This is a genomic window from Clostridioides sp. LIBA-2809, from assembly GCF_056688965.1.
Map to the genome: position 1 here is coordinate 3,341,767 of NZ_CP197004.1, position 12,286 is coordinate 3,354,052.

Genomic DNA, 12,286 nt, shown 5'->3' on the forward strand with positions numbered 1-12,286 from the left:
CCTTTTAATAGAATTTTTTTATTATAGATAAAAATAAAAAATATATAACTAAAAAAGGAAATTATTTTTAATTTATATAAAAAAAACCTATTTTGTTGGTTCTGCTCCTTCTACTACTCCACTTTCTCTAATTATATAATCCTCTACTGCTTTTCTATACTCTGTGTTAGTTACGTCATCTAATTCAAATTCTCGATTTTTTAGAGGGTTTAATCCTCCGTTTAATATCCTCTCTGCTAATATTCTTACTACAACATTATTTATATTCATTATAATAATCCTCCTACTTTTTCATTTTCATTTAATAAAACTTGATTTTCTAATTCTTGTATTCTCTTTTTTTCTTCACTTACATATACTGGTATTTCTTCCAAAATTGGTTGTTTTGTTTCTATATTTATGCCTATAATTCTATTTTTAATATAATCTATACTTCCATATGGAATATCAATATAATCTAATTCAGTTATTTTATTGTGTGGTAACACATCCCCACAGGACTCACCTGTTTCAAAAATTATTTTGCCTGTTTGGTCATATATTACTCTGTTTGGAACATTCATATTTTTTTCTCCTTCTTAAATAAATTTAATAGCATACCATTTATAAATATGTCTTTGAGTTGAGTCAAAGTTATAAGCTGGAATTTGAACACCAGTATTATTAAAATAAACATCCCCTTCGGAATTATTATAGAGCCAACCATTAGCATGAAAATTTTCATCACTGTTTTTTCTAATAAAAGCTGTAACGCTTGAAAAATCAACACCTCTTTGTGTAGCGACACCACGACAAGCAAAAAGGAAAAGTTTATAATTATTTTTATATTCAGTATCATAGTAATCAAAATCAGCAAAGAAAATGTTAGGCTTAAAATCTAAATTACTAATTTTAACCCAAGTACCAGGTTTAAAAGTTCTGTCGGTTAGATATGGATAAGCAATTTTAGCACTATCCGCAAAAGAAGTGACTGTTCCACTAGCAACTTTATATTTAGAGTTTAATTGCGATATAGTATTATTAGCTTGTGTTAACTGATTCATCAAATCCTGTAAACTAGCGTCTCCACTATCAAAAGACTGCTTTATTTTCTCTGATAACTCAACAAGTGTGTTATTCAAACTTGCTTCTATATTCTTTAATGCTAAAGTGTTTATAATACTTGTTTTCCCAACTTTAAATCCTGCATTAACCTCAACTAATTTTGTTGATATATCATTTAAATTTACATTTTCGGGCAGTGGCATTATATTCTTACTTATACTTAAAACTTTTTCAGCAGTTGCATTATTGCTGTCTGTAACAACTATTTTAAGCGTGTGCAGTGCATTATCTTCTAATGTATAGTTAATTGTTTTCTCTGTTGTTAAATCTGTTGTTATAGTTTCTTTTAGTACATCATCTATAAATACTTCTATCTTAGTTAATAGTGTAGGGTCTGTGTGGTCAGCTTTAAATGTTGCTTGTGTGGAGTTATAAGAGGATACGGTTAAAAAAGGTAATGCTTGTAGTAATGTTATTAGGGCATAACCATAAGCACCAGCAGTATTTCCACCAGATTCCATAACAACATTATCAAAATAATATTCAGATGTTGGTGTGTAGCCAGTAGGCTTATAACTATCTTTAGTTAATACGTAGCCACTTCCACCTCCACCTGCTCCCGCACCATTCATTCCTGCACCACCAAACCAGCCACCTCCACCGCCTTCGCCAGTTGAATCTTTAGCAGAACACCCTTTTCCAAAACTTCCGTTTTCTGTGCTTACACGACCAATACCACCTTGATATTGAGTACCGCCGGGACGATGTCTGTCGTTAGCACTATACCCAGTACCTCCTTCTAATCCTCCTCCTGCACCACCAGTATAAGGAGAATATGAACCACCGCCACCACCTGCGACAATTATACGAGATAGCAAACCTTGCTCATTATCCCAAGCACCACCAACGAGCCTTATATCAGTAGCACCACCACCGTACATAGAATAATAAGTACCCATAACCTGTTGATTTAAATAACCTTTACCACCGCCATTAAAACCACTTTTAGTGTTATTACTCGTAGATGAAGAAGCAAAACCACTTTCGCCGACGTAAACATATAATGTAGTTTGTTTTTTTAATGTAATTTCACCTTTAGAATATCCGCCTTTAGCATCAGTATGCCAAGAAGAATTGTTGATACCTCCAGAAGAACCCCAGCATTCAAATTTATATTTGCCAGGTTTCAATATAACACTTTGTGGCGAACCATTGTACCCAAAGTTCCATTCTGTCTGCATTTTCTCACTCTCCTTTAACAATAAGTTATCAATTCATTTACACTTGTTGCAATGTTAGATAACCCACCACTTAATTTTTCTTCTATATTAACCAATCTATCCTCTATTTTCTTAGACGAATAAGTAGTCATTTCAGACACTCTGTTATCATCTACAGTTGCATTTATAAAATGAGTTTCTGCATTTCCATTTATCACATAAACGTTTAATTCTGACCTTGTTTCACTTCTAATTTCTATAGTATTATCATCTATAATTTTAAAGTTTGTAACTACATTTTCTTTTGTAGTAGCATCTATAATATTTACAACTATTCTCTGTGTTAACAAACTATGTGTTACAGTTGCTTTGAATCCATTTTCTGCATCCTCAACCCAATCGTCAATTGTTATTGTTTGAGTAGATGCCACATTAGAACCACCTGCGATTAATTGGTCAATTTTAATATTTTGTTTCTCATTTTCTGTGTCAATTCTAGTGTTTAACTCTGTTTTAGCAGTTTCTAAATTATTTGTTAATTCTGTTTTAGTTGTATCTATTTTAGTATTAACAGTACCTATTTTAGTTTCTAAGTCTTGTATATCTTTGAGTGTTGCAAAGATTATTGTTGGGTCAATTTTAAGTTCTATATTATTTACATTAGATACAATAAGCACAGTTTTAACCTTCATGTCTACCACTGCACCTTGTTCTATAGAAGGTTTATAACACTCTTTGTATTTAGAAATGGCAATTAAATTATTTTCATCATCTAAATATCCTATTTCTCTTATCATAAATCCGCCTACACTTGATGGTATTAAACTCTCTAATATTATACAATTTGGTGCAGTTTCATCTGTAGTTGTATTTCCAATATTGCCTTCCCATACCACGTTTTTGAGAGCTGTCTGACTCTCAGTTGGAGTATATTCACTCCCTCCTCCATCACCAAGTTGAATTTTTACAAATCCCACTTTATTACCTGTGACACTTGCATTTGCTATCTTTGCTTTTCCTACATCTGTAATTATAGTGTAATAACTTTTATCTATAGCCAATATATCACCTCCTAAAATATTGTTATCTCTTGGTATCCAACTCCATTGCCAGTTAATACATCAATTTCTCCATAAGTTTCTATATCTGGTGGACTCCAAGGGTATATAGTTATTTCTTGACCCATTAGGGTTGTTATACCAAAATTCATATAATTGTCTTTGCTTATAAGCACTCTAGTGTAATCTAAAGTCATATTACATGGCTTAATATTACTTACAAAAGAATGAACTTCCTCAAACCAATCTTGATTTCTAGCATCACTTTCAAGATGTATATTATAAGTAGCATTATTAATAGTTAACTCATAATTACCTTCTCCAACTATACTATCTAGCCAATTCCTTAAAAATCTCTCTGAGTAAGGTAATTTACTTATATATTTACTAAAAATCCTAAACCTTCTATCTTCTAAACTCTCATTACTTTTAGGAGTTATAGACATTATCTTTTCCCATCTTTTTATACCACTTATAGTTAGGTCCTCTAAAAACTGGTCATTTGATAGGTCCTTTAATTTATCATGTAATATTTTTATTTCTTTATTTCCTACATTAAATACTTTTATATATTCTTCTTTATCTTGTAGAATTTGTGGTAAGTAATTTATTAGATTAATCTCTTTATCCAACTACCTCACCTCTCACTACTATACTGTTACTATTTATTGTTAGATTAGATTTAACCTCATTTATCATTGTATTTGCAATGTCTAATACTCCATCAATACTAAGTAATCTAGTTTCAATTTGAGATATACGGACTATTAAGTTTTCTTCATCTTCCCAACTCATGTTAAGTTCATTTAAATAGTCGTCTATTGCTTCTTCTGCAATTGATTTTATATTCTCCCAAGTGTAGCCATTTTTGTATGTTATCTCTGCTGATATATTTATAGTTGTACTTACAACACCTGTAACAGTAACTTTATGCCCTATTGGTGCTAATCCTAAGCCTTGTCCTTGATGTCCAATTGGGTCAATTTCTTCTTGCACTAAATTAACTAAATCCTCTGATGGTACTTTGAAATTAGAGTTAATTATTACTAACTTAACAGTTCCTCCACCGTCCCACACAGGATAAACCTTAACTCCTCCAACATCTTGTATTTTGTTAACTTCATCTTTATAATTTTGCATATTTCCACCAAAGCTCTGTGAATTTAGGCTATCATAATATCTTTGTCTTAAACTATCCTCACTCTCTTCATCCTCTCCATTTATCAAGATTTCAGTTAGTTCAGCAGTTTCAAGACCATCTATATATTCAATAGGTATTAGTTTTCCTAACTCAAATATAGGTCCAGCAGTTTCACATTTCATTTTATATGTTTTTTCAGATATTCTCTCAATTGCAATATAATTGTATTCTCCTAGATTAAACCTAGAATCAAGTGGAATATCTATATTAAACACTCCTTTTGCAATGGTATTAGTTGCAGATAGTGGTGTAATTCCTCGTTCTTTACATCTTTTCTCCAAGTAATAATAACTAGCAGTATCTACGAATGTTTGGTCTAGTAATTCATCCATAGCAATGTATGTTTCTGTAAGTTCTATAGCAACAGGAGCAAGAGCATTATATATTATAGAACCTTCCCTTTTATCAAAAGTATCTGGTACACTATCTAACATTCTTTTAATTATATTTTCAAATGTCATTAACTCAAACAATTATACACTCACCACCTTCTCTGCTTTTATATTTCCATATTTACTGTGAACTGTGAACTTACAATGTACTTTTCCTTTTACATTTTGAAATTCAAAATTATCTACATTTTCAACCCTATCATCTTGAATTAGTGCTTCTTTGATTCGTCTTTCAAGTTCGGGGATTACAAAGGATATAGGTTCTCCAATAAGGTCGTTCAACTCGACTCCATAATTCCAAGAATAAATGAGGTGCTCATACCTTTCAGTATTTAAAATTAAAAAGATGGTCTGTTTTAATGCTTCAACATCATCACAAATACCATCTATCTTAGATTTTTCTATATTTAATTTAAAGGTCTTACTTGGTTCTTGCCTTACATCAAAATTAATTATTGATACATCTTCAATGTCATAATCCAAATTATCGCTTGGTAACACCTCATCACATCCTATCTAAAATCAAATATTGCTGTCCTCCTTGCATCCTAATTAAGACTAATTTATCCCCTATTTTTTTATCTGTATATCTTTTAAAAGTCTCTGTTTGTATTAGAAAAAATTCTTCAAAAGATGCTTTTTGTTCTATCTTAACTATCAAAGGATTAACACTTTCTATAGTTCCAAATGCAATTTGCATTGGATTGCTTGTTTCTACTGCATCCATTGCAGCCTTCTTAATTATTTGCAATAATTCTTGTGACACTTTATCACCTCACTTAAAAGAATCTTCTAGCTCTTGCAAAATCATGCTTTTTCTTTTGTCTACCACTTAAACTACTTATTTTTACTACGTCACCAGTTTGTGGAGCATGAATATATTGGTCATTTCCTATATATAGTCCAACATGATGTACATTTCCTTTTCCTTTGTTGTATGCAAAGAATACTAAATCACCAGCTTTTACATCATTTATGTTACATAATAGTTTTCCTCTACTATCTTTTGATTGGTCTGCTGAAACTCTTTTGAGATTTATTCCTGCACCTCTTTTAAATGCCCACACCATAAGACCACTACAGTCAAAACTCTTTGGACCATTACCACCCCATTTGTAAGGCTTGCCAAGTTGATTTTTTGCTTCTTGAATAACTTTACTTACTTTATTATTATTGTTTGTTGATGTATTAGAATTATTGTTTTGAACTTGATAAGTTAAATCTTTTAAATTCTTTTCTGCTTCTTCATTACTTCCAACTCCTGTGCCTGCACTATTAGAATTATAAGTACTTCCTGTTATTTGCTTATAAAATGCACCTACACATTTTACCCATTCTTTGTCTGAACTAGAAGAATATTTATTTCTGATGCTTTCTAAAGTTTTTCGTCCTATATGGATATAGTTTCTTGATAAATTACTTATACCTCTTTTTATTCCTTCGTCTACACTAGAAAAACTCATGTAATCTCCATTTTTTTTCATTCCAAAGAAATTATTTTTAGTATTTGCAATATTTGAAGTCCCTCTAGCTGATTCGTGCATAGATATAGCAGCCATGAGTGCTGGATTAACTTTATAAGCATTTGAATATTTAACAAATATATTTCCTGTATTTGATAATTTACCTTTAAGTAGTTTATTAATCTTATTAGCCATATCAGTATCTTCTTTACTTGTAGTACTTTGTGCAGGACCATTTTGTTTCTCATTTTTATTATTAGTATTTCCACTACTATAACTTGATGAAGAATAAGAAGCAAATTCGTCTCCATCAACCAAAGTTAGGTCCATAAAATGACTGTTATTTTCAAATGTATGTTTTACTTTCTCAACTAACATATAATTTTGTAAATCAATATCTCCTAACGACAAAAAAACAGGTACTAAACAACCTGCTCTTACTCTAATATCTCCTAACACATTTTTTAAACTTAATGACTTAGTTTTCTTATTATATAGTTTTAGGAGTATATCACATTTTTGTTTTATCTCTGCTTCACTCATATTTTTATCAACTGTATCAAATAGTTGTAGTATTCCCCAACTCCTCATATGCGTTGAGTCTTGAGCAATATACACATCTCTTTTTCCTGTTTCTTCATTATCTCTTACAAGTTTGATTTTTGTATAAGTATCACTATCAATAGAAGAATTATAGTCAAAGTCCTCGATTACATCATTATTCATAACAGTATCAAGTTTCATTGATGCAACATTTTTTAGTGTTATTCTTCCAAAGTCATCATACAAGGTAAACATTTCTTTTTTTTCTCTTAAAGTATCATCTAGTGCAGTTAAAATCATATCAAATAAAGTTTTGTTTTCTTCTATTCTAGATATTTTATATTTTGTATCTTCTATGACATTGTATTTTAAATTAAAATCTTTAGCGAGCATTTTTATAAGTTCGCTTGCTGTTTTATTACTATATACATAAGTATCTTTATTTTTAAAATATCTTAACTGGTCATATGCAATAATTTTGATGTGATTTTCTTTATCTCTTTTCTTCTGAAATATATATCCATAGAATATGCCTACACCCTTGTAATATAATCTCACTGAATTACCTTCACAAAACTGTAGTATATCATCCATGACTATAGTAAACTCTAACTTAGAAGGTGTTCCTCGTCTTTCTATTTCCCATGTGATACCATCAATGACAGCAGGTTCGTAGAAATCTTCCCAATGTGCAATAACTAACCTTACATCTCTATCATTTGCTAACACTAATTCATCAACCAAGTTTTAACACCTGCCCTTTGTAAATAGTGTATTTACTTAAGTTTTTGCCCTTATTTGCCTTATCCATCATAGATTTATTTAGTTCGTATACTTTCTTATATAATGAACCATTACCAAGTTGTTTCTGACAAATTGACCAAAGGCTATCCCCTGCTTTTACTGTATATGTTTTAGTTTTAGTGTTTGTGGCATTGACTGAATCAACTCGTTTTGGCTCTATCTTTACGCTTGGTCTACCAGTCTCATTTTTAGGAGGGGCAAGAACTAACTTTTTAGTTGAGTAATCTCTATATTGCTTTAACTTTATTGCAACTTTTGTATCTGAACCATTTTCTGCATCTTCTGAAATAGCATACTCTTCAAGAGATACTTTTATATTAGTGTTAAATAGTACTTTATTACCTAATTCCCTCGATACAATAAATTGGAATGGCTTACAATCTGTTTTTAATAGTTCTAATTTACTTAAAAAGAATTGAACATCTTTAAAAGCTCCACGATAAAAAGGTAATTTATTATGTGTAAATTCTGCTTCAAAACTTATCTCGGATAACCCTTCTTTTTTTAGTATGTTTACTTCTCCAGTATTTATCAAATCAACTGTTTTATTTTTATTTGTTATTTTTATTTCTAATTTGCCAGGTGCGATTGGTAATTGTACTCCATCTAAATAAAAGTCATAAGCCATTTATATCCCTCCTTTCTAAACTACTCCCTCAGCAGATACAACCATAGCGTCATTTAATTTTTCTGTTAGTACATTAACTATTCCATCTAAGTCGGCATCTTTATTTATGTTATTTGTGTTGTTCATGTCAATTTTAATGTTGACTCCTGTAAAACGGTTTATTGTTTCCTGTTCTGCAATATCTCTAAGATATTTTAAGTCTTCTTGACTTTTATCCATTGTTTTAGCCATTTTAGCTGTATTTCCTGCGGTATCTTTTGCTCCTTTTGCTGCATCGCCCAAAGGTGAGTTTAATCCTGCTGAGCCTATTCCATCACCTAATCCATATTTATCATCCCACAAATCGTCAAGACCTAAATCTTTTTTTGCCTTATCAGCTATTTTACTAATATCAAAAGTATCCTTTATTTTATTTTCTAAGTTTTGACCAAAGGCATATCCATTTTTAGCCCAATCTCCAACATTGTTATACTCTAATTGTTTAAAGGATTTATAACCTTTTGGCTCTGCTCCAAGCCATTTATTTAAGTCTCCTTTAGCTTTTTGCAATGTACTTGTAATAGACTTTGTATGACCAACCATATCAGCTTTTCCAAGTCCTAACTTATCTCCAAGTCCTCCAAATTTATTTAAGACATCTACAAATTTATTCCAAGCTTTTAATGCCCCATTAATTCCATCTATAATAGAGTTTGCTAAATTAGTAGCAAATTCATCACATCCTTTTGTCATAGATATAAGATTATTTAATACTGCTGTGGCTAAATTAAAAAATAATTTCTTTACTGAATAAACTGGATGGTCTAATACATTTGTAAAAAACTCAGCAAATGATATAAAAACATTAATCCAGAAAAATACACTATTTATAATAAATGCTGTTAAACCCGATAATGCTCCTGCAACAATTCCAATTGCTGAATAAGATGTTCCTGCGAATTTATTTATTACAGCTATAGCTACAAAAAAGGCAACAACTATGGCTATAATTCCATATAAAATCCAAGTGATAGGGCAAGCTGCCATTGCTGCGTTCAATCCGTCCTGTGCAATTGTGCTTGCTACTAATGCTGCTGCTCTATAAGACTCTGCTATTATATGAGCAAAATTCATCGCTAAAGTTTTAGCAGATAACGCAATATCTTTTACTTTATTAGCTATACTAAGTAATAGTGCATTGTTATATACTAACATAGCAGCTGCAACTCCAAGTACTATTGGTGCAATAATACTCCAGTTCTGAGCAAATACATTAGTAATATTTAATGCTTGTGTTATTACCCAGCCAAGCACTTGCACTATCAGACTAACACCTACAATAATAGCATTTACAAATGCTTGAAAAAATGGACTTCCTAATATATTTATAATTCCATTAAAAATACTAAATGCAACTGCTCCTAAAACATATAACGAATCTATAAAATTATCTATAAAGGTTCGAAAACCCCTACTAGACATAGCTTGTTCTATTTTTTTCTGTATAACACCAAATATCATGATTGCATTATTTTTAATTGAAGTCCAAATTTGAGAAAATGTGTAAGGCATTTTTTCAAACTCTGAATTGGTCTGCTCTGCTGCTGCAAGTAATGAGTTTTTTACAATATCTGCTGTTAACATTCCTTCACTTGCCATACCTCTTATCTTCCCTATATCGACCTCGAGATAGTCGGCAATAGACTGAATAATATTAGGTGCTGACTCAAACACAGCATTTAGTTCCTCGCCTCTTAACACACCACTTCCTAAACCTTGTGTAAGTTGTAAAAGTGCTGAATTAGTTTCTTCTGTTGTTGCTCCTGCAATTACAAATTTCTTGTTAAGTTGTTCCGCGAATGCTACTATTTCTTTTGTACTACTAAATGCTTTGCCTGCATTCATGCCCACTCTGCTTACAATTTTTGCAGTATCTAAATAAGATGCTCTTGCTCTTTCCGCTGATTGAAATATCATTTTGTTGAGTCCTCCATCAGATTGTTGCCCGTCATTTATCATAGCTAGTCTCGCATTAGTACTCGTCATTTGGTCACTTAAATTAATCAAACCACCAACACTTCTCAATCCAATATAAGTTGCTACTAATCTTTTAGCATTTTCTACTAACTTATCTGTACTACTTGCTCCTTTTCTAACATCATCATTAAATCTTTTTTGTTGTTCATCAGCTTCTCTTATTTGTTGTTCTAATCTATCAAATCCAGCTTCTGCCCTTGCTAACTCTTCTCTAGCTGTTCTAATACTATTAGCATCTATAGCATTGCTAGATGTTCTTTGTAATTGCTCGAATGAACTTAATACAATATTCATAGCATTAGTCATGTGTCTAAAAGCAGGTGTCATTCCGTCGAAAATTCGGATAGATGTTTGTATAGTTGCCATTTTTCTGCTCTCCTTTCTGTTAATTTAGATAATAAAAACACTTACTAATTTAGTAAGTGTTTTTATTATGAATACATCTATTTTTTGCCTGCCCAAAATTGCTTGCCACAGTTCAAACATGTTACTCTAACTTTCTTTGCTCCTAAATTTCCAGCTACTAAACCTATTCCACCAGTTAAACTCGCTCCTACTACTGCTTTTCCTATACCAAAACCCTTTTTTTGAGCTGTCAAGGATGTTGAACCACACTTAGGACAACAAGCAACTGATTCTTGTTGAGCTTTTTCAATATTATTTTTTCTATTTTGATTGTTTGTTATTTTTTCCTTTTCTGAATTACTCATAGTATCATCAATAAAGTTGTTTTTTAACTCTTCAAAGGAAGAATCCACTATTTTTTTTGCTTCCTTTATATTCAAACCGCTTATTTCCATTACATTTTTTATTGCATTTACTTTTTCTTTTCTATATTTTCTATAAATCTCAGTCATATTTACTTCTATTCCATTAGCATCAATGATTAAATCATTTGATTTAATATTATTATCTTCAATAATCTCATTTTCTACAGCAGCCCCACAATTCGAACAAAACTTGCCTATACCTGTGATTTCTGCACCACAATTTGAGCAAAACATAATAATTCCCCCCTGTACAATATTTTTATAAATATTATACTATATCCATAAAAATTTTTACATTATAGTTTGACTCCAAAACCCATTTTAAGACCTGTAATTTTAGATAATTTCTTAAATGTGGTGCAGTGATAAATATCTACAACATGGATTATCTTCTCTTTTTATCACTTCATCATTTTTTTGAACATATACACTTTAATATGTCTAGTGATACAATATAAATCTTTTTCTGTAAGTTCTATATCTTTATTCATTTAATCCCTGCCTACCTTCTCCTTCCTCTCTTTTTCTCTCTTTCAGATTCTTTCATTGCTTCCTCTTCATCCTCTATCTTAACAAGTATTGAGGCGGCTGCTAATGCTCTCTCATTAACTTCTAAATTCATATATTCACTAGGTTTCCACTTTAATTTTTGGATACAATAATGAGTGATGCTAGCATCAAAATCACCGCCCCTAATTAGTTTTTTGCTTCTTCTACTTTATCTTCAAATGTTGTATCAAATCCATTAACTTCGTTAACTTTTACTGTATAATTTACATACTCACCTGCTGTAAGCATTGTTTTTAATAACTGAGCTTCTCCCATCACTCCATAACTATTTTGGAGTTCGGCATCCTTTAAATCTGGAAATACTGTAGATGCTACACATAACTCTGCTACATAACTATTGTAGTCAATTTCACTTGTGAATTGACCTGTTGGCTTCCCATTATTGCCAATCACTTTCACTCTTTTGGTACAGTTTCTTCTTAATACTTCATCTTCCTCAGAAGATAAAACTCTTAATTCCCATTCAACTGGCTTTCCTCCTTCGTCTAAAAATCTATCGCTTGCCACATACATTACATTCTCATTTTTTATTGCATTTTGACTTAAAAAAGCACTTAAATTACTCATTTCTTAATTC

The 12,286-nt window shown here is 31.2% G+C and carries 13 protein-coding genes; all 13 read right to left on the bottom strand.

The features are described from left to right. Positions 1-87: 87 nt before the first annotated feature. The 13 genes from ACTG44_RS15800 to ACTG44_RS15860 all read right to left on the bottom strand — a co-directional run bounded on the left by ACTG44_RS15800 (position 88) and on the right by ACTG44_RS15860 (position 12,276). Positions 88-270, bottom strand: coding sequence for a hypothetical protein (locus tag ACTG44_RS15800; protein WP_009899649.1), 183 nt, complete (start codon positions 268-270; stop codon positions 88-90). Continuing rightward, the gene (locus ACTG44_RS15805) at positions 270-563 is read right to left on the bottom strand and encodes a hypothetical protein (RefSeq protein ID WP_009896669.1); all 294 of its coding nucleotides are present in this window, start codon (positions 561-563) and stop codon (positions 270-272) included. Before ACTG44_RS15805 ends, ACTG44_RS15800 begins: the two co-directional genes overlap by 1 nt. Before the next feature lie 15 nt (positions 564-578). Then, on the bottom strand, positions 579-2,285 hold the full coding sequence (locus ACTG44_RS15810) for a glycine rich domain-containing protein (protein WP_021391917.1): 1,707 nt from the start codon (positions 2,283-2,285) through the stop codon (positions 579-581). Positions 2,286-2,299: 14 nt separating this feature from the next. Continuing rightward, a complete protein-coding gene (locus ACTG44_RS15815) occupies positions 2,300-3,325 on the bottom strand; it encodes a phage tail protein (protein ID WP_021411570.1) in 1,026 nt (341 codons plus the stop codon). Between the two features lie 11 nt (positions 3,326-3,336). Beyond that, positions 3,337-3,954, bottom strand: coding sequence for a YmfQ family protein (locus ACTG44_RS15820; protein ID WP_009896663.1), 618 nt, complete (start codon positions 3,952-3,954; stop codon positions 3,337-3,339). Continuing rightward, positions 3,947-4,996 (bottom strand): baseplate J/gp47 family protein, encoded by a 1,050-nt coding sequence (locus ACTG44_RS15825; RefSeq protein WP_018112717.1) that lies wholly within the window; start codon positions 4,994-4,996, stop codon positions 3,947-3,949. Before ACTG44_RS15825 ends, ACTG44_RS15820 begins: the two co-directional genes overlap by 8 nt. Beyond that, positions 4,997-5,416 carry a DUF2634 domain-containing protein gene (locus tag ACTG44_RS15830; RefSeq protein WP_011861039.1) on the bottom strand — a complete coding sequence of 140 codons (420 nt, stop codon included), beginning with the start codon at positions 5,414-5,416 and terminating at the stop codon, positions 4,997-4,999. Positions 5,417-5,420: 4 nt separating this feature from the next. After that, positions 5,421-5,681: a DUF2577 domain-containing protein gene (locus ACTG44_RS15835; protein WP_009901352.1), complete on the bottom strand. Its 261-nt coding sequence runs from the start codon at positions 5,679-5,681 to the stop codon at positions 5,421-5,423. 13 nt (positions 5,682-5,694) lie between these two features. Continuing rightward, a complete protein-coding gene (locus ACTG44_RS15840; protein WP_021371943.1) occupies positions 5,695-7,665 on the bottom strand; it encodes a C40 family peptidase in 1,971 nt (656 codons plus the stop codon). Continuing rightward, on the bottom strand, positions 7,658-8,353 hold the full coding sequence (locus ACTG44_RS15845; protein ID WP_021371931.1) for a LysM peptidoglycan-binding domain-containing protein: 696 nt from the start codon (positions 8,351-8,353) through the stop codon (positions 7,658-7,660). Before ACTG44_RS15845 ends, ACTG44_RS15840 begins: the two co-directional genes overlap by 8 nt. 15 nt (positions 8,354-8,368) lie before the next feature. Further along, positions 8,369-10,735, bottom strand: a complete 2,367-nt coding sequence (locus tag ACTG44_RS15850; RefSeq protein WP_021371934.1) for a tape measure protein — start codon at positions 10,733-10,735, stop codon at positions 8,369-8,371. Between the two features lie 77 nt (positions 10,736-10,812). Next, positions 10,813-11,373 (bottom strand): zinc ribbon domain-containing protein, encoded by a 561-nt coding sequence (locus tag ACTG44_RS15855; protein ID WP_021371939.1) that lies wholly within the window; start codon positions 11,371-11,373, stop codon positions 10,813-10,815. Positions 11,374-11,835: 462 nt separating this feature from the next. Continuing rightward, complete coding sequence (locus tag ACTG44_RS15860) at positions 11,836-12,276, bottom strand: phage tail assembly chaperone (protein WP_021371933.1); 441 nt, start codon at positions 12,274-12,276, stop codon at positions 11,836-11,838. Positions 12,277-12,286: the final 10 nt, after the last annotated feature.

What these genes read in the sequence shown, in the direction of transcription:
- ACTG44_RS15800 (WP_009899649.1), bottom strand. Translation starts at nt 270, where the DNA reads ATGAATATAAATAATGTTGTAGTAAGAATATTAGCAGAGAGGATATTA.
- ACTG44_RS15805 (WP_009896669.1), bottom strand. Translation starts at nt 563, where the DNA reads ATGAATGTTCCAAACAGAGTAATATATGACCAAACAGGCAAAATAATT.
- ACTG44_RS15810 (WP_021391917.1), bottom strand. Translation starts at nt 2,285, where the DNA reads ATGCAGACAGAATGGAACTTTGGGTACAATGGTTCGCCACAAAGTGTT.
- ACTG44_RS15845 (WP_021371931.1), bottom strand. Translation starts at nt 8,353, where the DNA reads ATGGCTTATGACTTTTATTTAGATGGAGTACAATTACCAATCGCACCT.
- ACTG44_RS15850 (WP_021371934.1), bottom strand. Translation starts at nt 10,735, where the DNA reads ATGGCAACTATACAAACATCTATCCGAATTTTCGACGGAATGACACCT.
- ACTG44_RS15855 (WP_021371939.1), bottom strand. Translation starts at nt 11,373, where the DNA reads ATGTTTTGCTCAAATTGTGGTGCAGAAATCACAGGTATAGGCAAGTTT.
- ACTG44_RS15860 (WP_021371933.1), bottom strand. Translation starts at nt 12,276, where the DNA reads ATGAGTAATTTAAGTGCTTTTTTAAGTCAAAATGCAATAAAAAATGAG.